Raw genomic sequence first — 22,418 nt, 5'->3', positions numbered from 1 at the left:
CTATCATATATACTATGGGCGGAGTTGACAATAGTTGCCAATGATTTAGATGCGGCTGTTCCTCGTGAGATAGGAGTTTTGGCAAAACCTCAAGATAAATTAATTATCGCTCATGATGAAATTTGGTCGTTCTTTCCCTAAAAAAATCGATAATCACTTTGGAGCTATTCACACCCCCAAATTGAATGATTATTTAGCTAATTTTTCCAGTTTTTTCTTAGTTTTCTGAAGTTTTAAGGCTAAATTACCATGATGTTCGGGATAGTAAACGTGCAAGAATTCGATAAAATCCTCGATGGTACAAGGTTGATGAAATCCCCCTAAATTACCGTGGAATTCTTGGTGAATTTCTTCTTTAATAGTCACCAAATTCAGATCTAATGTCGCTAGATGGGGATATTTCTGGGCAGAGTAAAGATGATGGACAGCGAGATTAAATTTATTATTTCTATCCGGTTTTTGCCCTGTCACCTGACAAGTGTTTTTATCTCTAGTTTTAGCTCGTTTTTTAGCCTTTTCAATCTCGATTTTTTGTTTGGTATCGTCATCTAGATTTTCCTGAATTTCTTTAAAGGCAAGAGGAAACTCCATTGCAATCATTTTACACATTTCTTGGCGCGATTTATTCGTCAAAGTTTCACTCATGGATTTAGAAATCATCACTATTCCACTTTCAGAGAACCAAAACTCTCTTTTTTCATCTTCGTAAAAATCTACTCCTAATTCTAGAGGTTTATCAGTTCTTTGCTGAAGATGATTCACGGTTTTATTTAGCTTGGTTCCATTAGTTTTTAAAATTCGCCGCAAACTCTGTTTATGAATCATAGGCCGTCCTTTATAAACTTGAATTTCGCCGGAGTCAGTGAGTTCAGCAAAAATTAATTTTCGTGCTAAGGAGCGACGAATTTTTTGATCGTGCTTAGTAAAAAATTCTCTAAATCTGTATATAATTCCTCGCTTTTCATTCTTCTCGATATAGGAAGCAATTTTTAAAGCACCTTCAAAAGAAAACACTCTAACTTTATCTTTTTTGTTGACAAATTGATAATCGACACCTTCAACTAAATCCCAATCATCATTAGGATCAGCATCAAAAATATCAACAATTTTTTCTAGTTTTTCAAGAGTAATAGAAAACCATTGAGCTAATTCGGTATCCCGGATCAGGAAGGTATTTGCTTTCTGAGGCATGATTATTTTATCTCCGTGGTGATAGATTTATACATCACAGTCAAACGATCAAAGATGTGAGAGTTTCCTGTTTCTTGGTTATCGGGATGATAGATCTTAGAAAGACGATAATAGGCATTTTTAATGTCTTCCTTGCTGGCAGTATTTGGATCAAGATCGAAAACACGATAGGGACGAAAATATTTAAAAATATTGATACCGTTGATACAATCTTTCCCCTGTTCGTAATCTTCTTCAGGAAGAATACCGATATATTTCCTGTAGATAACCTCCCAACTTTCTCGCTGAGATAAATTGATGTTATCAAAGGCTCTAGTAGCCATTTGAAACATACTCGATTTTTTTAGTTCTGTGGTATTACTAACCTCAAAATAGGCATAAACTGCCTGTTTAAGTTGCGTTAGAGTTAAAGGTTTAACTTTTGGGCCTGTGGTGGTGGTGGCTGTAGTTTTTGATTTAGTTAACGATGGTTTAGGAGACTTTTTACGGTGGTTTTTGATGACAAAATCGGCAAAATCTTCGAGAATACGACTTTCGATCGAGTATTGCTCACAGATATGACTAATCTGCTCTAAAATGAGCGAGTTAAGAGGATTAGTGGTCATAATTTCCCTAAGAAGCTGCAAAAAATCTAGCCTTTCCTATCAAGATGAAGTGTAGGCTAATTTGGTATGAACGACCGACGACTGACTCCCGAAAACTTCCTATCCTAAATTAGTACCACAGCAGTGGCCACTTTGTCATGTGGTTAATAATCAAAAAAATTGCTGGCATATTATAGATCTAAGTCGATAATTGCAATGAAAACTCAAATCTGATCACTGATAACTGATCACTGATTAGGTACTAAAGTATTTAGCGGTGGGGTGATAGGTAATAATGGCGGTGGTGGATTGTTCTGGGTACAATTGTTCGCTTTCGTCCATATACATCCCAATGCGATCGCATCCTAACAGATCTAGTTGCTTGTATTGGTCCTGAATATTGGGACAAGCGGGATAGCCGAAACTATAGCGAGAACCCTGGTAACGCTGTTGTAGTATATCGCGGATATTATCGGGATCGAACTCTGCAAAACCTAACTCGCGACGGATGCGGGTGTGAGTCCATTCGGCCATGGCTTCGGCGGTTTGGACAGCCATGCCGTGATAGTAGAGGTATTCGGTATATTCGTTGGCATCAAAGAGAGATTTAGCGTATTCTGTGGCGATTTCCCCCACTGTCACCGCTTGCATCGGGAAAACATCGATAATACCGGATTCCTGCGGGGCGAAAAAGTCAGCAATACAGAGACGACGACCGGATTTCTGGCGCGGAAACTCAAAAATGGCGATCGGTTGCAGATTTTCGGGTTTTTCGCCTGCTTGTATCGATTCGGGATCGTAAATTAACAGGGAATTACCAGAGGATTGACAGGGAAAATAACCATAAATTAATGTGGGGTTTAGTAAATTTTCCTTGACAATTTTCTCTTTCCATGCTGTCAGAATTGGATGAACTTTTTCCTGTAAAAACTGGTCGTATTCTGGCTTCGATTGGCTTTTGGGTTTGCGGAATTGCCATTGACCGACAAATAAAGCTTGTAGGTCCAAATACCAGAAAACCTCCTCGATGGGAATTTCTGCTGCCGTTAATATTTTAGTACCCCAGAAGGGCGGTGTTGGTCGGGAAATATCAACTGCCACCGCTTCGGACCGACGGGTATCAATAACTAATTCTTGGTTGACGCTGCCATCGGTAAAAATAGTATCGGGATTAACCTTTAATTCTTCGGCAACAACCGGGGTTTTTTCTGCCTCGGCAAACTTACCTAAAAAGCCTTTACTATCATCCCATTGACCGCCAGCTTTAGCGGGCATTAATTTATCCATAAAATGCAGGTCAGAGAAGGCATCTTTACCATAGATAACCTGTCCATTGTAGGTTTTTTGACAGTCATCATGGACAAATTTGGGAGTTAAAGCTGCCCCGCCAAGGATAACAGGAACGGTGATTCCTTTTTCATTAAAAACCTCTAGATTTTCCTTCATAAAAGCCGTCGATTTCACCAATAAACCGCTCATGGCGATACAATCGGCCTTATGTTCTTTGTAGGCTTCGATGATATTTTCTACGGGTTGTTTAATGCCCAAATTAATCACCCTATAGCCGTTATTGGTCAAGATAATATCAACTAAGTTTTTACCAATATCGTGAACATCCCCTTTAACCGTTGCGATAATAAAAGTCCCTTTGGCATTATTATCACCCTCTTTTTTCTCCATAAAGGGTTCTAAAAAGGCGACGGCTGCTTTCATAGTTTGGGCCGATTGAAGAACAAAAGGTAACTGCATTTGTCCCGAACCAAATAACTCACCCACTACCTTCATCCCATCCAGGAGGAAAATATTAATAATATCTAGGGGTGGATAGTCCTGTAAAGCTTGCTTTAAAGCCTCTTCCAGTCCCAATCTTTCCCCATCAATAATATGCTGTTTTAAGCGTTCCTCCACGGGTAAATTAGCATTAGTAGAGGGGTCTTTTTTAGTAGTTTTTCCCGCAAATAATTCGGTTAACTTGGTCAGGGGATCATAAACACATATATCGCCATCAAAACGACGATTATCATAGATTAAATCCCGACAAATTTGCTGATATTCTGGTTCAATTTTTGCCAGAGGAAGAATCTTATTGGCGCTGACGATTGCCCCATCCATCCCCACCTGCATCGCTTCGTTGAGGAAGACGGAATTTAATACCTGACGCGCTGCCGGATTCAACCCAAAAGAGATATTAGACACACCTAAAAGAATATGACATTCGGGCAGTTCTTGGCGAATTCGGCCCATTGCTTCGATAGTAGCCTTGCCATTTTCTCGGTCTTCTTCGATACCGGTAGAAATCGGTAAAGCTAGAGGATCAAAAAAGATTTCGTAGGGAGGAATTCCGTATTCTATCGCCGCATAATAGGCCCGTTTAGCTATCTGGAATTTTTTCTCGGCAGTGCGTCCCATTCCTTCTTCATCAATGGTTCCAATTACTACCCCCGCGCCGTATTTTTTCGCTAAATCCAAGACTTGATAAAAACGCGATTCCCCGTCTTCGTAGTTAGTAGAGTTGAGGATACATTTACCCCCCGCTACTTTTAACCCCGCTTCCATTTTTTCCCATTCGGTGGAATCTAACATTAAAGGTAGGGTGACATTATTAACTAAACGAGAGGCTAATTGGTGCATATCGCGCACCCCATCCCGGCCCACATAATCGACGTTGACATCGAGAATATGCGCTCCTTCTTTTACCTGCGCTTTCGCCATCGATACTAAACTATCCCAGTCTTCAACATTGAGAAGTTCCCGACATTTTTTAGAACCACTGGCGTTTAATTTTTCCCCGACAATCAGGAAAGAATTATCTTGAATATAGGGTTGGGTACTGTAGATAGAAGCGGCGGAGGGTTCATAATGATAATGACGAGATTTCGGAGTTAAACCCTGACTTAGTTCCGCTAAAGCTTGAATATGGTCGGGACGAGTACCACAACAACCGCCGATAATTTGTACTCCCAAATCTTCAATAAAGTGCATTAAAGCCATTTTTAATTCTACGGGAGTGAGGCGATAATGCGCTTGACCGCCGACATTTTCTGGTAAACCAGCGTTAGGAATACAAGAAACAATAAAAGGGGAATTTTCCGAGAGATATTTAATATGGGGTTTCATTAAATCTGGACCAGTGGCGCAGTTAAGTCCCAAAATATCAATTTTATAGGGTTGTAAAATAGAGACAACGGCGTTAATTTCCGTTCCTACTAACATCGTTCCCATGGTTTCCATCGTCACCGAAACCATTAGGGGCAATCGTTGACCTTTTTTCTGAAATACTTCTTCAATAGCATTTAAAGCCGCTTTAATTTGCAGGACATCCTGACAGGTTTCTACTAATAATAAATCTGCTCCGCCATCATACAGACCCTCTACCTGTTCCACATAGGCATTTTTGAGGGTATCAAAGTCAATATGACCCAAAGTGGGCAGTTTTGTCCCCGGCCCCATGGAACCCGCCACAAAACGGGGTTTTTCGGGGGTAGAGTATTTATTCGCGCAAGCTTTGGCCAGTTCGGCGGCGCTTTTGTTGAGATAATAGGCTTGATCGGCTAAATCGTACTCGGCTAAAACTATCGAGGTTCCCCCGAAGGTGTCGGTTTCAATCACATCCGCACCCACGGCTAAAAAGGCTTCGTGGACTTTCGCTACGGCGCTAGGTTTAGTATGGACAAGATACTCGTTACAACCTTCGTATTCTGCCCCACCAAAGTCCTCGGCCGTCAGATTTTGGCTTTGTAGGGAAGTTCCCATCGCTCCATCAAAGACGAGGACGGGATGCTTGGGACCGTTGAGGTAGTCGAGAAAGGGGCTATTCATAGAGAGATTTACTGCTATAGCATTTTGAAAGTTTATTGTAATACAGTTACTAGAAATCTGCTATGGTCGGCATTTCAGTTATCAGTGATCAGTTATCAGTGATCAGATTTGAGTTTTCAGTCGAGAAAGCCAATCAATCTAATTTTGTAGCACTAGACGGGCTAAACCAACTCCGGGATAATAATTACCGAGAATTTGTTGATAATCTAGGCCTTTTTCCGCTAATTTATAAGCCCCAGTTTGACTCATACCGCGACCACCGTGGGCCCAAGCGACAATTTCATCGGTGGCAGCATAAAGAGACTCGACTACACCCCCTTTATAGCTGAGAATCTGCCCAGCAGTGGCATTAACCGCCTGGTGAGTCGATTGATACTCCGAGCGAATGCCTTTATATACCTGCCAGCGTTGGGTATTGCCCAGATGAAACCAAGCATTAGCGGGGCGCATCATGTGTACTAGGGCATAGGAACGAGCGGCGATCGCCTGTGCCTTTAAAGCGTGCATTGGCGCAGTGGAGTGCATTTCACTCCCCACCACACTATAGAGATAGGCCTCTAAATTAACATGATTGACCACTAACAAGCGATCGCCTTGGGCAACCAGCAGCACTTTACCCCGATACCAACCATCATCCACATAAACTAAACCATCGGCACTGGTGGGCTGCACAAAAATCACCTCTGGCAGCGATAAATCGCCCATTTTTAAGCCATTGGCACTGGCAATCACCGGTAAACCCTCGTTAGTGGCAATCGTTTTTAAACCGCGACCTTGACGGTCGGTGATCACCGCCGGCCCGTTAACTCCAATCAAAACACTGGCCACATCCCTTTTAATCGCTACGCGAATTTCTAGGACCGGCGGCGTATAATTAGCGGGAACCACTAAGGGTTGTCTAGTTACCGGTTTGGCAGCAGCAGCGGGGGAAGTATTGGGGGAAGTATTAGGGGACGTTTGAACCGATGGTGCTATTTTTTTCGGCGCTGAGAGGGAAGACTGAGGAGAGGGTGCTGATTTTGGAATCGCAGAAGATTGGGGAGAGGGGGATAGTTTCGGTGATGGCGCGGTTAAGGGGGCGATCGGAGATGGGATAATAGGAGCAGGGGAGGCAGCAGTCTCTAGATTTGCCTGGGGTTGCGGGGTTTCTGGTTTTTCCTTGGCTAAATAAGTTAAGAGAATTGGCGTAAAAGTGGCGATCGACAACAAAGGAACGGCACAATGGCGCAGCAGGGAAAAATAGGTACTAGCAGCAAATTTCACTTTAATCACACCATCTTTAATTTTCTTATCTAACTTTACCATTCCCCTCTCAGGCCGGGCAATTCTAGACAAAAACTCTCGTATTCTTGAGCTTGTCAGGACAAATCAGGCTGAAATAGTCAAGAAAAGCCGAAAAAATCCTGATAATTTTTATTTATGCCTACTGATTTGTTCCTTGCAGAGCAAATTATACAACAGAGGGAAATAGGAGAGTAATGATTTTGTAGGTACTGATTATCTTGATACTCAAATTAGTTGACAGAGATGTTTAAGGATTTTGAGAACTTCATATAAATCCCCCGGATTTCTCATGGCAAATAAACGAGAGGTTCCGTATAAAGGTTTACCGTCCCATAATAATTTAACAAATAAAAACTCGGAACCATTGGTCAACATTCCATAATTAGGACGGTTGGGATGAGGATTGACCATTAAATAAGCTAATAATTGCGGTAAACCTACTTCAACGGAATAAATAACCCGTTTTGATTCAATAATCATTACCCATAATTGCTCTTTTATAATTAAAGTATCTAACCTTCCTTTAATTATTAAATCTTGATCTTCTGTAATAATTTCAACGGACTCTTCCGCTTTAATGTGAAAGGGAAATAGATAAAAGTTACCAATAAATAATAATGGGTCTAAAACCTTCATCCTCACCGAAGTTTCTAAAAAGGGAGGATAATTCAATAAGTTTAAATAACCTGTTTTGATTTTATCTAACAATTCTTTTTCTTGTTCAGAGATTGCTTCTAGGTCTTGCTGCCATTCCCCAAAAAAATGCTTATCTTCTATAAACTGTAGTTGAAAATGATTAATTAAATTTCTAAGAGTGACTTCTTTCGCTTGTAAAATTTGAACCATATTTACCTCCTTAATTAAGATTTACGTTAACTGAATTGATAGCCGCAAACACGCACCCTGCGCCCAAACAATCCCTACGCCCAAAACCCATCCTAACCCTCCAGCAAACCCCGCACCTCCTCAATCCCAATCCTCAAAATATCAGTCACAGCAACGAAAATATCCTCATCAAACCGGGTTCGTAGCGATCGTGAATTGGGATTCTTAGTTATTTTAATAAGATTATTTCAATTTGATCAGGTTAACGGTAAATGAATAATTTGGTTTTCATATTCATTGTCAAAAGAGCCTTTAGCAATTACAATTAATTCTAACAAATTATCACCAACACTTAAATCTTGATTGAGAATAAAAATTCCAGGAACATGACGATTTTGCCTGAAGTGAGCTATTAAATGAACGGGCATAGAGGCACGATTATTTGTCACTAAAATAAAACCCATTACCTCACACCAAATCAAAATTTCTGGATCTAATGTACCTAATTTTGGTGTATCTGGTTCACCAACTACTCGAATAATGATTTCTGGTTCTCGGCGACGCAATTGTTGAGGATACACCGAATTAACATTTTCATCAATTAAATATTTCAGTGTCATTAGCTTTCTGCTTGGCTGTTATTTCAGCTTTCAATTTTCTCAGTCGTTCAACCACAGGCGGAGGATTTTTTTGCTGTTCTTCTCGCATTTTTCGCCCCCATTCTAGCCAGTCGGCGATATATTGGCTCACTTTTTCTTTTTCATGAAGATAATAAAGAATCGTCGCATATACCTGTTCGAGGGTTAAAGATGGATAAGTATTAGCAATTTCTTCGGGAGTTTTGGCTTGGTAAATGAAATCGTGTAAAATGGTTTCAATACCGACGCGGGTTCCTTTTAGCCGAATATCGTTAGGAGCAAGAAAATTAAAATAGTCTTCGAGTTGCATGAGTTACCCTAATTGAAGATTCAAACTTAACTTTATTTTTTAAGTAAAATTGTTATCTTAATTATACTTGATCGTTGCCGAATAGTGCGATCACATTGGGTTCTTAATTATTGACCTCTCCCCTGAACCCTATCCTACAAGGAAAGGGGAGAGAATTTAGCGAAGAGAGCTTCGACTACAAACTGGGTTTGTTGTCAAGGCTCTCGCCCGAACAAGTTTAACCTGTTTTCTTTAGATAGTGAGGAGCTAAATGGACATAACCCTATTGCCCAAATTGGGTAACTTATCTAGAATAAGTATATGAAGAGAGGAGGAGACGTGATGGAGTATCAGAATTTTTCGCTCATTAAAGAAGATATTCAGGCTGATGCTTGCGGACGGATTAGCCTTGGGACTGAATGTAGCAACCGTCACTATCGAATACTGATGAATGCAAGCGGGGAGCTTCTTTTGGTTCCCATGGTGGCGATTCTGGGGGGAGAACTATGGGCTTTTCAGAATACTAGGGTCCGCGAGTCGCTCAAACGGGGACTCGCAGAAGCCCGCACAGGAAATTTCGCTGAAGAAACAGTCAATTTAGGCGCTATGCTTAAGTTAGCTGAATCTATTCCTGATGAAGTCGAGGAGTAAATGAGTTTCTCTAGCGACTAAAAACGCTATACTCTTAGTAAATTGTCAGCAGATTATGAATAAATCAGTTGAATTAATTTAAATATCGAGGAAGCTAGAAAGAATATGAAAGTTTTTATTAGTCATGCCTTTACTGAGGCTAAGTTAGCTAAGAGAGTTGCTGATTCTCTCAAAGAAGATGGCTTTCAAGTTTGGGATGCTGCTGAAATGTTACCCGGGGAAAACTGGGCTAATAACATAGGTAAAGCCTTACAAGAATCTGAAGCAATGATAGTCTTATTAACACCAGAATCACTGAAGCCTTTTAATGTTGTTTCTGATATTAGTTATGCAATTGGAGAAGAAAAGTATCAAGGTCGTATCATTCCTGTTATTGTCTCTTCCTCAGATAATTCAAACCTAGAACATATTCCTTGGATTCTCAAAAAATTTCCAATGATTTTCGTCCCTAATCTTGAACAAGACAATCAAGAATTGAAAGAAATTACACAGGCACTTAAAAATACGACAAGCTCCGACGGACTGACTCATGAGATACACCACTTTTAGATTTGGCTTGTCTCATCCCAAGCTATGCTTTGTCTAATTTTAACTATAGGTATGAGATGATTCCCCAAGAAGCTTTTCTTTCCCATTCTAGCAAAAATCGAGAGTTTGTCTCTCATTTGTCCAATGAATTACGCCGTCATGGAGTTCCCGTTTGGTATAGTGAAACTAATATTTTAGGCGCACAGCAATGGCATGATGAAATTGGGAAAGCTTTGAGGCGATGTGATTGGTTTATTATCGTTCTCTCTCCTGATGCGGTCGATTCTATGTGGGTAAAGCGAGAACTAATTTTTACTTTACAAGATCAGCGTTTTGAAGATAAAATTTTGCCAATTCTCTATCAACCTTGTGAATATACAAAACTTTCTTGGGTCTTACCTAGCTTCCAAATTATTAATTTTAATGATAATTTTGAAGAAGGATGCCGAGATTTGCTTCGTGTCTTTGGCTTGGGTTATATCTATATTTAGTAGTAGTTTGTAGCGTAACAAACCAATTTTATGAAGATGGTGCGTTAGGGTTCAATGATAATTTAATCATTAAAACAATATCACCTGTTTTCATGGTTGATAAGTAGTCGTGCAAAATTAATTTCCTAGTGAAGATAGGCAAGAGGCAAGAGGTGGTTAGATATGTGTAATTAATTTTGCTTAGGTACTTATTCTGGTTTCATGGTTTTATTATTGATAATGTTTACTTTCGTTTTTATCCGTAAAAGTCCTCATTTAGAATCTGTTCAGGTGTGAAAGGACAAGCGAGGGGATACTCACTTTCTTGGGGAATACGAATACCAAATTGAGCGCGTTTACCCTGTTTGATGGCGACTTTACGAGCGCTGGAATAGGCTTGTGTGATGGAGATTAAGAGATAAGATTTAAGAGAGGGAGTCTTAAGTAAATCATCTTGAACGCGCTGGCGATGCTCATCTACTGAATTATACCAACTTGCTTTCATTGTCTCAGGAGCATCATGCTGTATCTTTAATTTGAGTAAGTGAATCAACAAGACCATTAAGTTGCTCTCTAAGGCGCGTTTCTCTGACTTACCCAAATCTTTTAACTCCTCAATTAAGTTTTCTATATCCAGTTGTTCAAACTGTCGATTCTGTAATTGATGAATAGTTTGCTCAATCCACAACTGAAGATCTTGTTCGTAAAGTGTTGTGGGATTTTCTTGAATGTCCGATTGTTTTAATAAGTTCATTTGGCTTTGATTAAGTTAACGGTAGATGAATAATTTGGTCTTCATATTTATTATTATACTTGATCATTACCAGATATTGCGATCGCATTGGATTCTTAATTATTGACCTCTCCCCTGAACCCTATCCTACAAGGAAAGGGGAGAGAATTTAGCGAAGAGAGTGCAACAACAAACTGGGTTTGTTGTCAAGGCTCCAGCCCGAACAAGTTTAACCTGTTTTCTTTAGATAGTGAGAAGCTAAATGGACATAACCCTATTGCCCAAATTGGGTAACTTATCTAGAATAAGTATATGAAGAGAGGAGGAGACGTGATGGAGTATCAGAATTTTTCGCTCATTAAAGAAGATATTCAGGCTGATGCTTGGGGACGGATTAGCCTTGGGACTCAATGTAGCAACCGTCACTATCGGATACTGATGAATACAAGCGGGGAACTTCTTTTGGTTCCCATGGTGGCGATTCCAGAGCAAGAGCTATGGGTATTTCAGAATCCTAGTGTCCGCGAGTCGCTCAAACGGGGGCTCGCGGAAGCCAGCACGGGAAATTTAGCTGAAGAACCCGTCGATTTAGACGCTATGCTTGAGTTTGCTGCATCTATTCCTGAAGAGGTCGAGGAGTAGGTGAGTTTTTCTTTACGACAGACACAGGAAGCTCGAAATACTCTATCTGAATTGCGAGCAGAAGCGGAACAGGCTCAAAAGACTCGCCTAGCTCAAGGTAGGACAAAAGCATCGAAACAAGAGGGTCTCTACAAACAGGTAACAAAAGCCCTCAAGCTCCTCAGTACAAACCCAAGACATCCGGGACTAAAAACCCACGAATTTAATTCCCTCGACAACCCTTATGATTCAACACAGAAGGTTTTTGAAGCCTACGCCCAACAGAATACACCGGGAGCCTATCGAATTTTCTGGTGCTATGGACCTCATTCGGGGGAAATCACCATTCTCGCTATTACACCTCATCCGTAGATCACAACATTGTAGGGGCGAAGCATTCGGGCGATAACCTATCGCTGAAACCGTAGATTTCCTATCCGAATACTTCGCCCTTACTTTTTCAGCAAGCCCGAAATAGTTAGCGCTGAAGCGCAACAACAAGCCAGGTTCGTGAGGGAGTGAGGGAGGATCATCACCCCATCACCCCATCACCTCATCACCCTCTCTTTTTAAAGCCAGATTTAGTATTAGGGGGGAGTTAGACCAAACCCCGCACCTCCTCAACCCCAACCCCCAAAACAGAAGCAATACCGACAAGAATCTCCTCATCTTGCGTTTGCCGATAAAGAGCAACAAGACGAGGCAAAGAATAGGTTTGTATCATGTAACTATCGTTAAATTCTGCCCAAATTTGTAAGGCTTGCAGGTAATAACTTTTGGCTTGGCTCAATTCCCCAACTGCTTTGGCTACATTTCCCAAATTGTGCAGGGTGCTGGCTTGGGAGTAGCGATCGCCATATTCAATCTTGATCTCAATAGCTTGCAGGTAATAACTTTTGGCTTGCTCCCATTCCCTCAATTCTTCCGCTAACGTTCCCAACTGGTGCAGGGTGCTGGCTTGCTCGTAGCGATCGCCATATTCAATATCGATTTCAATAGCTTGCTGGTAGTAGCTTCGGGCTTGCTCCCATTCCCTCAATTCTTGCGCTACCACTCCCAAACAGTGCAGGGTGATGGCTTGGGAGTAGCGATCGCCATATTCAATGCAGATCCCAATAGCTTGCTGGTAGTGGCTTCGGGCTTGCTCCCATTCCCTCAATTCTTGCGCTACTGCTCCCAAATTGTGCAGGGTGCTGGCTTGCTCGTAGCGATCCCCATATTCAATGAAGATCTCAAGAGCTTGCTGGTAGTAGCTTCGGGCTTGCTCCCATTCCCTCAATTCTTGCGCTACGATTCCCAAATTGTGCAGGGTTTTGGCTTGCTCATAGCGATCCCCATATTCAATGAAGATCTCAAGGGATTGCTGGTAGTAGCTTCGGGCTTGCTCCCATTCCCTCAATTCTTGCGCTACTGCTCCCAAATTGTGCAGGGTGCTGGCTTGGAAAGATTGCTTAGATTGACTGTAACTTTCACTAATTGGCTTGAGTAATTCAAGGCTTTTTTGGTAAATCTCTTTCGCTTTCTGATAATTTTTACTTTGTAAATATTTGCTTCCTGCATCGGCAATTATAGCAATGATTTCTAGTACCACCTGCCCTTGTTTGGCTTCAGGGGGATAGTTTTCAAAAGTTTCGAGAACGAACTCTAGGAGCTTTAAATTAGTCTGAGTATCTTGGGTTAACTTCAGATAACTATGCAAGCAATTAATAATAGTCAATACGCTCTCTTGCTGATTGAGGGCGATTTGCAACGCATTAAACAGATTTTCATACTCCCAGCGACAGAACAATATCCCTAACTGCTTCTCTTGCGGATTTTTGGAATCTAGTAAGTTACCATAATAACCTGCCAAGTCTCGGTAATGATTCTTAAAACCCTCCCAAATTGCTGCTTGTGTCTCTGGTGCTAATTCCTTTAACTTCGTCTTCAGGAAGTAGGGAAAAATGGGCTGGATAGTCAATAAACTCGGCAATTCTTCACTCATCGGCGAAAGCAAACCCCAATGAATCGCTTCTTCAATCGCTTCATCAAATTGATCAAACTGATAGCCTTGTAAAGGTTCTAATTGCTGTAGTTGTTGACTATAAATAGGAATAACACCCCTGTGAATAAACCCACTAAAAGGAGCTAAACACAGTAACAACTTCTGCGCCTCCTCCGACAAATTACTGTGGGAATATTCCACACATTTGATGATATTATTAGTCTTATTCTCATCCCCCACATCAGCTAATTCCGCCAACTGTAACCCTTGCCAAATCTCCTCCGGTGACTGTCGCTTCAGATTCGCTAATACCACTTCCATCGCCAACGGATACCCCGCCAACAACTTCATCAAGCGTTTAAAATAATCATCCTTTTTAATCGCATTTTTCCGACTCTTCGCCTGACGTTCTAAGATTCTCTCCGCTAATTCAGTTCTCGACTCTTGGTCTAATCCTTGTAACTGATAGATATTCTCCTTAAAAGTCCTGCGTTGCAGCCAAGTTTCCTCACTGCGAGAACCCAAAATCACCTTCGTCTTTCCCCCGACCAAATTCTTGAGAAATTCGGCGATTTCTTCCCTTTCATTCTCCGGTAAAGTATTCTGAATTGCCAACGGTTGTCCCGTCACCGACTCCAGATTATCTAAAATGAGAATATACGCCTCACTGCGGAGTTTTTGTTCTAGTTTCTTTACCCGCGCTTTCAGGTTCATCGCTTGGAAACTCGCCTGTTCAAAACGATTATAAATTCCCTGACCGATTTCATAGACAATCTGTTCTAACGTCCAAGCTTTTCTATCATAACCAAAATAGAAAATATGGGTCGCCCAGTTGGTTTTCTGCCACCATTCTCGTAGATAATTGAGTAAAGTAGTTTTTCCTGTCCCTCCCATTCCTTTGAGTAAAAGGATATTATGTTTCAGCAGCGCCTTTTCCATCTTGAGAATTTCTAAATCCCTTCCCACAAAGCCGTATTCTGGTAAAGGAAAGACATATTGATTGCCGATATGTTCCCAGTATTTTTCCTCCTCTTCTGGAGTAAATGGACGCAAATTGAGATTAATTTTACCGCGACAATAAATCACCGGTAATAACCAATCTTCTAAATCTATTATCGTATTATAATAGGCGCGGCGTTGCTTATTATTGAATAACTCTAACCGTCCTTTTCGCATCGCTTCCGTTAGGTCTTTTCCGTTCAATAATTGCTGATAAATTGGTTTCATCATCAACTTAGCTGCAGAAACCGTCACCGAATATCCCATCGCCACCACTGCTTGCATTCCCGCAGTCATCAAACGACTTCCTAAACTGGTTTCCCGATAGTCTTCTGATTCCTGGGAAATTTGCTTTGCTGACTGACAAGCATTGAGAATACAAATAGGGATATTTTTCCCAGTGAGTAAATTCGCTAATTCCGTCGCTTCTACCGGAGTCGCTTGACCTTTTTCTTCTCCTTCCAGAAACAGAAAAGCTTTTACTCCCTCATATTCTGCTAAATCCTCCAGTCCCCATCCCCTTTGATAGCGCCAAGAATCCCCGTGAACCTGTCTTTGGTACTGTTCATATTCCATCAATCCGCCATGAACATCGAAATGAATAACATGATAGTATCCTTCTCCCTTCTCATCCAGATGTCTGGTTAGTGATTCATAAGTTCCGGGACGCAAAATATCAATTTTTACCGGTATTTCACTACTATTTACCAGTTCTAGTAAAGGACGGGAAATCGTGCGATAGTTAACATCAGATTCCTCATTAGGACGCGCAATCACCACCAGAAGATTGATAGTAGGATAAGTGGCCATTTGCACCGGGACAACTGTAGCCCCTCGACGCTGGCGGGAGATGATACAATCTATAGAAAAAGGACGCGGTAAATCAGGATCTTTCAGCGCTTCCCAATGTAAAGCTTGAAATTCTGGCGACTGACTTTCGATGATAATTTGCAGTTGACTTAACTGCTTTCGCAAGTCTCGATATTCCCCATAAGCATTTAAATTACTCTGGAAAACCTGTTTAAATAGGTTTTCGCCATAGTTTTGGACACTGTTGGCGGCTTTTTGCGCCTTATCCGTGTCTAGGGTGGGAAATACTAACCATTCCTCAAAGTACCATTCTAGGTCTTTTTCTTCTTGGTTAGTAAAGGGGTCAGTAACCGTAATTGGGTAGCTGTTACCGCTATCAAAATTGAGAGTAGCAGTAAAGCCACCATCGTTAATTCCTTCTTCGCGGATGGTGAGGACTAACATAGAGATAAGTTGAGAATTGTTCTATTACAACTCTTCAGCAGTTTAACGGTATTATACTGGAAAAAACCTATTGCTTTGAGCCTATGGATGTTCGAGCGGCAGTTGCCCTAGAAGCGGGAAAACCCCTAACTATTGAAACGGTAAAATTAGCAGCACCGCAAGCGGGGGAAGTGTTAGTAGAAATCAAAGCCACGGGAGTTTGTCACACCGATGCCTATACCCTCTCTGGGGCCGATCCTGAAGGCTTATTTCCCTCAATTTTAGGCCATGAAGGGGCCGGAATCGTGGTAGAAGTGGGAAAAGGTGTCACTAGCCTAAAAGTGGGGGATCATGTTATTCCCCTATACATTCCCGAATGTCGTCAGTGCGAATACTGTCTCAGCTTTAAAACCAATCTCTGTCAAGCGATTCGTCTTACCCAAGGTCGGGGAGTAATGCCAGATGGAACCAGTCGTTTTTCCCTCGATGGTCAGCCGCTTTATCACTACATGGGAACCTCGACTTTTTCTAACTATACCGTACTGCCGGAGATTTCCCTAGCCAAGATTCGCCCGGATGCTCCCTTTGAAAAAGTCTGTTATATCGGCTGCGGAGTCACTACAGGTATCGGTGCGGTGATTAATACCGCTAAAGTGGAACCGGGGGCAAAAGTGGTGGTTTTTGGTCTGGGAGGTATCGGTTTAAACGTTATTCAAGGGGCCCGTTTGGTGGGGGCCGATATGATTGTCGGGGTCGATATCAATCCCCAGAAACAAGCTTTAGCGACCAAATTCGGGATGACTCATTTTGTTAATCCCCAAGAAATCGAGGGGGATTTAGTGGCCTATCTGGTGGATTTAACTAAAGGTGGGGCCGATTATAGTTTTGAGTGTATCGGCAATGTCCAGATTATGCGTCAAGCTTTGGAATGTTGCCATAAAGGTTGGGGTGTTGCCACTATTATCGGTGTAGCCGGGGCCGGCCAGGAAATTAGTACCCGTCCTTTTCAATTAGTCACCGGACGCGTCTGGAAAGGTACGGCTTTTGGTGGGGCAAGGGGTCGTACAGATGTACCAAAAATAGTCGATTGGTACATGGACGGCAAGATTAACATCGATGATTTAATCACCCATGTTCTACCCCTGGCAAGAATTAACGAGGCCTTTGACCTGATGCGCCAAGGGGATTCTATCCGCAGTGTGATTACATTTTGAACAGGGATAATGTTAGATATAGTTAAGAAACACTTGACAAACTCTTAACTATATGTCTGCGCCAGTTTCCTGACTCTCTTTAACTTACTATAGAAGCGATCAATCTTTGTGTCCTCTGTGTCTGGAGTGGTTCCTTCCACTCCCAGTATTTACACTTATTTTGTTAAGATATATTGCAGATACCCTGAACTTTAGTCAAGAGAGGAGCTAAATCACCTAGTATTGCGTCTTTTTCAGTGAACAGTAAACAGTGAAAAGACATCAGGAAAGTGCTATTTAAAACTACTCACTTAGAACTCAAATCTGATAAGGGACTTGCGCTTTGATAATGTACCTTTTGGGCGAACGCAGTTCGCCCCTACATTGTGGACAAAATCCGTTACTGTAGGGGCGCAAAGCTTGCGCCCTCCGATCGATCAGGTTTGCTGATCACCCTAAGTAGGGCGAGAGCCTTCGAGATGTTAGGGACTTGCGCTTTGATAATGTGCCATCTGGCTGGTCTAATTCTTCTACAGAGCGATTTTCTGGCTGGGATATTATTCCCACGCAAGTCCCTAACTGATGACTAATAACTTTTAAATTTTTAACTTTAAGCAAATGCGTAATAGCGGACTCCTATCAAAAACCAAAGTCAAACTGAAACGGAAAAAAACGCTCACCTCGCCGACGCGGCCAGCACCGAATAAATTACAGAATAAAATCAAAGATAAAGAGCGTCTAGTCGGTCGTCAGCGTCAGTCATGGCTAATTATGGGATTAATTAGCCTTGTCCTGCTAGGAGGAGTTGGCTCGCGATTGGCCTATTTACAACTGCAGCAAGGGCAAATTAACCGAGAAAGGGCAGAAAATAACCGGATTCGCATTCTTCCCAAACCTCCGGTCCGGGGCAACTTATTCGATCGCAATGGCAAAGTTTTGGCTACGGCCCGTTTAACCCATGCAGCCTATATTTGGCCCAAATCCCAGCGTAATCCCGCTCAAAAACTCAATCTTGACCGTTTAGCCACTATTTTAGGCATTCCCAGAAGCGACCTAGAAAAACGCATTAACGAAGCGGACGAAAACCCCTCCACCCTGATCCGCATCGCTAGGGGTTTAACTCCGGCCCAAATTATCGCCCTAGAGGAATACAAAGACGAATTAACCGGCATTGAAGTGGACGTGGAATCAGTGCGCTACTACCCCAATGGTAAAATCGGGGCGCATATTCTCGGTTATACCGGGGAACTAACCCCAGAGGAATATCAAGCCAAAAGACCCCAGGGCTACCGGTTGGGAGATGTCGTCGGTAAAATGGGTGTAGAAGCCGCCTACGAGTCAAAATTGCGGGGAGAATGGGGCGGAATGCAGTTAGAGGTCAACGGATCGGGACAAGTAATCCAAATTCTCGGCCAAAAAATTGCTAAACCGGGGCAAGATGTCACCCTGACACTAGATTTAAAACTCCAAAAAGCCGCCGAGGCCGCTTTAGGAAAACGCAAGGGTGCGATCGTGGCGATCGATCCCCGGGATGGTTCCGTGCGGGCCATGGTCAGTTATCCTAGTTTTGATCCCAATGTTTTCTCGGCCCCAATTACCACCGCCACTTGGAAAAAACTACAAGCGGAGGGCAACCCGTTTGTTAACCGCGCTCTCCAAGGATTCCCCCCCGCTTCCACCTTTAAAGTCGTCACTGCCACTGCTGGCATGGAATCGGGGAAATTTCCCCCCAATACGGTCTTAAATACCTTTGCTGCCCTTTATGTGGGGGGGACAGCTTTTGGAGAATGGAATCACGCTGGTTTTGGTCCGATCGGTTTTGTCCGGGCCATGGCCATGAGTAGTAACACTTTTCACGGTCAAATTGGTCGCGGGGTGGGGGGACCGGCTTTAATTGCCACGGCTCGGCGCTACGGTTTCGGTCAGAAAACCGGGATAGAATTAGCGGAAGAAACTCCGGGGTTAATTGCCGATCGCGATTGGAAACTGCGTAATTTTAAAAACTGGGATTGGTCCGTAGGGGATACGATTAATATGTCGATCGGTCAAGGATTTACCCTAGCGACTCCCCTACAGGTAGCTGTGATGTTTGCTGTCCCCGCTAACGGCGGTTTTTTGGTGAAACCGCACCTTTTACAGGATGCCCGGGATGTTAAGGAATGGCGCAAGTCTTTGAACATGAAACCTAGCACCCTAGACACCCTGAGAAAGTCCCTGAGAGCCGTGGTAGCGGAAGGAACGGGGCGGGCCCTATCGGACCCCGCTTTACCGCCTGTAGCGGGCAAAAGCGGCACAGCAGAAGCACCTCCAGGCAAGTCCCACGCTTGGTTTGGAGCTTTCGCGCCTTTTGATAAGCCCGAAATTGTCGTGGTCGCCTTTGCGGAACATTCCGGCGGTGGTGGTGGTAAAGTGGCCGCACCTATGGTACGTCAGGTAATGGAGGCTTATTTTAATGTCAAACCCAAAGAAGAAAAACCTCGGCCGAAGCCTTAGAGACCTGTGGCGGTAAGCGGCACACAGCGCACGGTAATTCCCGTCGCCGTGGCGATTTTTTCCGCCCAAATTGCCAATATTTCAGCGTTTACGGGTTTGAGAATTTGCATTCCGTCGGCAGCGGTGAGGGGATTATTACCGCGGGTTTCCAGTTGTCTTTGTCTGGCCCGGGGACGGGTCGGGGTGTTAAGTTGAATTTCATCCGGTTGTAGCTGTTGCATCAAATCGATGTATCGGTCTTGCTCTTGGGGCGACCAAGAGGCCAGCACCATGGTTTGAATTGCTAGTTTTCCCGACCATTCTTGGCGAAATTGTCTTAATCCCGACCAAAGAATCTGCCAATCTAGGCCAGGGACTGGACGGTTAACCCGTCGCCATTGGGCCTCGGAAACAGCATCGATTTTAGCGGCGACGATATCAGCTTTGCTCAAGTCTTGACGCACTTGGGCATCTCCCAAAAGGGTACTATTGGTTAAGACCGCCACCGGCCGCTCGGTTATTTCCTTGACGGTGGCCATTATTTCCCCTAAATTGAGGGCGAGGGTGGGTTCCCCGCTACCACTGAGAGTGACTATATCCACGTCCCAGGGGGCAAAAGCACTTAAATCGCTGCTAATTTGTTCGCTGGTGATAAAAACTCTTCGTTGCTCGGTTTTTTGCTCAATTTCTCCTAACTGACAGTAAGCACAGTTAAAGGAACAGGTAGAAACTAAACCAATCGGATCGATGCCCAAGGAACTGCCGAAACGCCAAGAGGCAACCGGACCATATACGGAGCAGAAATAATCTTGGCGAGCAGTCATCGAAAATACCGAAAGAAGACGGAGAGGGAGGGATTCGAACCCTCGGTACGGTCTTACGATTCGTACAACAGATTAGCAATCTGCCGCATTCGACCACTCTGCCACCTCTCCAAGATGACATTATTTTAGTCTAACATAAAAGGCCGATTTTTGGCAAGTAATTTTTGGGCAGTTAATCGCCTAAACGACCATCCTCCATATTGACAATGCGATCGGCGATGTCGAAAATCCGGTTATCGTGGGTGACAAGTAAAATCGTGCAACCTTGTTCTTTTGCCAATTTCTGCATGATTTCCACCACATTGCGCCCGGATTGTTTATCTAAGGCCGCGGTCGGTTCATCAGCGAGGACTAATTTGGGATGACTGACGAGGGCGCGAGCGATCGCCACTCGTTGTTTCTGTCCCCCAGACAAATTTTCTGGGTAATAATCGACTCGGTTTCCTAAGCCAACTGTTTCTAAGATCGCTTGTGCTTTGGCGTCTAAATCTTCATGAAGAAATTCTTCATGAAGTTCCAGAGATAAGCGAACATTTTGTTTAGCAGTCAGAAAACTCATTAAATTATGTGCTTGAAAAATATAGCCAAGTTGTTTACGAAGCTGGGTTAATTGGTTTTTGCTTGCTCCATATATTTGTTGTCCCAAAATTTTGAGACTCCCTTCTTGAGCGGAACGTAACCCCCCCATCAGAGTTAGTAGGGTAGTTTTGCCGGAGCCGGAAGGACCTGTTAAGATGACAATTTCTCCTAGATTAATATTAAGATTAATATCAAATAATACCTGTTTACGCAGTTTTCCTTCGCCAAAATAGTGATTAAGAGAATTGATAGATATAACAGGTTCTAATGAAGTTACAGATTCAATTTGCAGCATTTCCATAGTTGTAACTATCCTCGAAACTAAAAAATATCCGCTGGGTCAGCAGAACGCAGTTTATTCATGGCGATCACTCCAGAAACAGCACACATAGTAATTGTCAATATTAATACCATTACAGCGCGTCCAAGTTTCATCATAATTGGTAATTGAGTAGCACTTGAACCAACTTGATAGAGTCCTAAAGACAGGAAAAAGCCGGAGATATAACCCAAAATAGCTAATAATAAGGCAGCTTGCATTAAGACACCAAGTAAGTAGCGATCGCTGTAACCCATAGCTTTCATAGTAGCGTATTCTGGTAGATGATCTGACACATCAGAATAAAGAATTTGATAAACAATCACAATACCAACAATAAATCCTACTATCACCCCTAAACTAAAAATGAAGCCGATTCCTTGAGTGCTCCAATAATGAATTTCATTTTGTGCCAATTGAGATGGAGTAAGTAGTTTTACATCTTTGGGTAAATTTGCTGTAATTTTTGCTTGAATTTCTTGAACATTTACTCCCGGTTTTAATTTAATAAGACCCATAGATATTTGCTCAGGTTTATTATCAGGAAAAAGGTTAAGAAAAGTTGAATCACTGGTAATGACATTCCCGTCAGTTACAAAGGAAGCTCCTATATTAAATAAACCAACTACCTCTACAGTTTTATCATTAACTTGGATTTCTAGATTTTCTTGCTGTTTGAATAAATCAGTAATTGGTCCGTATTCTGGTCGAGAACTTTGGTCAAATAATACCCGATTAAGTAGTTTTAATTTTGTTTGATTTTCCTCAAGTTCTACTAAGGATAAAGGTGGGTTAACTGGATCAATGCCCCAAACTAAAATAGTACGATTAATCTCAGTTTGAGGATTACGCCATTGAGCAAAACCCATATAGATAGGCAACACTGATTCAACTTGTTCATAGGCGAGGGTTTGAAATAATCGCTCTCTGGGAAATTGTTTAACTATGTATAGGGTTTGAAACTGAGAGTTAACTAAGACTAGATCCCCTTGTAAAAGTTGATAAGATTTTGCGGATCCATCAAACAAAGCATCTAACATTCCTAGTTGGAAAAACATCAGAATATCAGCAAAGGCAATTCCTGCTATTGCGACGAAAAGACGAATTTTTTTCTTCATTAGCTGATGCCATGCTAAGGGAGTTTTACGGAACAGTTTCTTGGGCATATACTGGCTCAATATT

The 22,418-nt window shown here is 42.5% G+C and carries 19 protein-coding genes and 1 tRNA gene; 7 read left to right on the top strand and 13 right to left on the bottom strand.

The window, feature by feature from the left end; all coding sequences use genetic code 11:
- Positions 1–189: 189 nt before the first annotated feature.
- The 7 genes from ACQY1Y_RS02310 to ACQY1Y_RS02280 all read right to left on the bottom strand — a co-directional run bounded on the left by ACQY1Y_RS02310 (position 190) and on the right by ACQY1Y_RS02280 (position 8,651).
- A complete protein-coding gene (locus tag ACQY1Y_RS02310; protein ID WP_046663498.1) occupies positions 190–1,191 on the bottom strand; it encodes a hypothetical protein in 1,002 nt (333 codons plus the stop codon).
- Positions 1,192–1,193: 2 nt separating this feature from the next.
- Positions 1,194–1,796: a J domain-containing protein gene (locus ACQY1Y_RS02305; RefSeq protein ID WP_193957229.1), complete on the bottom strand. Its 603-nt coding sequence runs from the start codon at positions 1,794–1,796 to the stop codon at positions 1,194–1,196.
- 234 nt (positions 1,797–2,030) lie between these two features.
- Positions 2,031–5,594 carry a methionine synthase gene (gene metH, locus ACQY1Y_RS02300; RefSeq protein WP_430013888.1) on the bottom strand — a complete coding sequence of 1,188 codons (3,564 nt, stop codon included), beginning with the start codon at positions 5,592–5,594 and terminating at the stop codon, positions 2,031–2,033.
- 138 nt (positions 5,595–5,732) lie between these two features.
- Positions 5,733–6,899, bottom strand: a complete 1,167-nt coding sequence (locus tag ACQY1Y_RS02295; protein ID WP_430013887.1) for a SpoIID/LytB domain-containing protein — start codon at positions 6,897–6,899, stop codon at positions 5,733–5,735.
- 204 nt (positions 6,900–7,103) lie between these two features.
- Positions 7,104–7,724 (bottom strand): restriction endonuclease subunit R, encoded by a 621-nt coding sequence (locus ACQY1Y_RS02290; RefSeq protein ID WP_430013886.1) that lies wholly within the window; start codon positions 7,722–7,724, stop codon positions 7,104–7,106.
- A gap of 236 nt (positions 7,725–7,960) precedes the next feature.
- Positions 7,961–8,323: a DUF5615 family PIN-like protein gene (locus ACQY1Y_RS02285; protein WP_002793699.1), complete on the bottom strand. Its 363-nt coding sequence runs from the start codon at positions 8,321–8,323 to the stop codon at positions 7,961–7,963.
- Positions 8,301–8,651 (bottom strand): DUF433 domain-containing protein, encoded by a 351-nt coding sequence (locus ACQY1Y_RS02280; protein WP_190720862.1) that lies wholly within the window; start codon positions 8,649–8,651, stop codon positions 8,301–8,303. The genes ACQY1Y_RS02285 and ACQY1Y_RS02280 overlap by 23 nt, the downstream gene beginning before the upstream one ends.
- Before the next feature lie 321 nt (positions 8,652–8,972).
- Here ACQY1Y_RS02280 and ACQY1Y_RS02275 point away from each other — a divergent pair, with 321 nt between their 5' ends.
- From ACQY1Y_RS02275 to ACQY1Y_RS02265, 3 genes are all read left to right on the top strand, one after another.
- Positions 8,973–9,281: a hypothetical protein gene (locus ACQY1Y_RS02275; RefSeq protein ID WP_430013885.1), complete on the top strand. Its 309-nt coding sequence runs from the start codon at positions 8,973–8,975 to the stop codon at positions 9,279–9,281.
- Positions 9,282–9,386: 105 nt separating this feature from the next.
- Positions 9,387–9,830 carry a toll/interleukin-1 receptor domain-containing protein gene (locus ACQY1Y_RS02270; RefSeq protein ID WP_002735722.1) on the top strand — a complete coding sequence of 148 codons (444 nt, stop codon included), beginning with the start codon at positions 9,387–9,389 and terminating at the stop codon, positions 9,828–9,830.
- Positions 9,831–9,886: 56 nt separating this feature from the next.
- On the top strand, positions 9,887–10,300 hold the full coding sequence (locus tag ACQY1Y_RS02265) for a toll/interleukin-1 receptor domain-containing protein (RefSeq protein WP_002736736.1): 414 nt from the start codon (positions 9,887–9,889) through the stop codon (positions 10,298–10,300).
- 235 nt (positions 10,301–10,535) lie between these two features.
- On the opposite strand, the gene ACQY1Y_RS02260 is transcribed toward ACQY1Y_RS02265, so the two are convergent.
- Entirely contained in the window at positions 10,536–11,033 is a 498-nt protein-coding gene (locus ACQY1Y_RS02260) for a DUF29 domain-containing protein (RefSeq protein WP_002798842.1), read from the bottom strand.
- Between the two features lie 312 nt (positions 11,034–11,345).
- Between ACQY1Y_RS02260 and ACQY1Y_RS02255 the strand changes: the two genes are divergently transcribed.
- Both ACQY1Y_RS02255 and ACQY1Y_RS02250 read left to right on the top strand, forming a co-directional pair.
- Positions 11,346–11,654 carry a hypothetical protein gene (locus tag ACQY1Y_RS02255; protein WP_008198070.1) on the top strand — a complete coding sequence of 103 codons (309 nt, stop codon included), beginning with the start codon at positions 11,346–11,348 and terminating at the stop codon, positions 11,652–11,654.
- Complete coding sequence (locus ACQY1Y_RS02250; RefSeq protein ID WP_002749954.1) at positions 11,655–12,005, top strand: hypothetical protein; 351 nt, start codon at positions 11,655–11,657, stop codon at positions 12,003–12,005.
- A gap of 226 nt (positions 12,006–12,231) precedes the next feature.
- On the opposite strand, the gene ACQY1Y_RS02245 is transcribed toward ACQY1Y_RS02250, so the two are convergent.
- Positions 12,232–15,870: a tetratricopeptide repeat protein gene (locus ACQY1Y_RS02245; RefSeq protein ID WP_430013884.1), complete on the bottom strand. Its 3,639-nt coding sequence runs from the start codon at positions 15,868–15,870 to the stop codon at positions 12,232–12,234.
- 83 nt (positions 15,871–15,953) lie between these two features.
- Between ACQY1Y_RS02245 and ACQY1Y_RS02240 the strand changes: the two genes are divergently transcribed.
- Positions 15,954–17,063 carry an S-(hydroxymethyl)glutathione dehydrogenase/class III alcohol dehydrogenase gene (locus ACQY1Y_RS02240; RefSeq protein ID WP_190538150.1) on the top strand — a complete coding sequence of 370 codons (1,110 nt, stop codon included), beginning with the start codon at positions 15,954–15,956 and terminating at the stop codon, positions 17,061–17,063.
- Between the two features lie 597 nt (positions 17,064–17,660).
- Positions 17,661–19,535 (top strand): penicillin-binding protein 2, encoded by a 1,875-nt coding sequence (gene mrdA, locus ACQY1Y_RS02235; protein ID WP_430013883.1) that lies wholly within the window; start codon positions 17,661–17,663, stop codon positions 19,533–19,535.
- Here the strand turns inward: mrdA and ACQY1Y_RS02230 are convergent.
- The 4 genes from ACQY1Y_RS02230 to devC all read right to left on the bottom strand — a co-directional run bounded on the left by ACQY1Y_RS02230 (position 19,532) and on the right by devC (position 22,402).
- Positions 19,532–20,338 (bottom strand): radical SAM protein, encoded by an 807-nt coding sequence (locus ACQY1Y_RS02230; RefSeq protein ID WP_430013882.1) that lies wholly within the window; start codon positions 20,336–20,338, stop codon positions 19,532–19,534. The genes mrdA and ACQY1Y_RS02230 overlap by 4 nt on opposite strands.
- A 19-nt stretch (positions 20,339–20,357) precedes the next feature.
- Positions 20,358–20,449, bottom strand: a tRNA-Ser gene (locus ACQY1Y_RS02225).
- A gap of 61 nt (positions 20,450–20,510) precedes the next feature.
- A complete protein-coding gene (locus tag ACQY1Y_RS02220; RefSeq protein ID WP_125732551.1) occupies positions 20,511–21,218 on the bottom strand; it encodes a DevA family ABC transporter ATP-binding protein in 708 nt (235 codons plus the stop codon).
- Between the two features lie 20 nt (positions 21,219–21,238).
- Positions 21,239–22,402: an ABC transporter permease DevC gene (gene devC / locus ACQY1Y_RS02215; protein WP_016517167.1), complete on the bottom strand. Its 1,164-nt coding sequence runs from the start codon at positions 22,400–22,402 to the stop codon at positions 21,239–21,241.
- Positions 22,403–22,418: the final 16 nt, after the last annotated feature.

The sequence above is a fragment of the Microcystis ichthyoblabe FBCC-A1114 genome, assembly GCF_050500245.1.
In the GTDB taxonomy this organism is placed as follows: Bacteria; Cyanobacteriota; Cyanobacteriia; order Cyanobacteriales; family Microcystaceae; genus Microcystis; species Microcystis ichthyoblabe_A.
The sequence above is the reverse complement of the archived record's forward strand: the minus strand, read 5'-3'. Positions and strand labels throughout refer to the sequence as shown.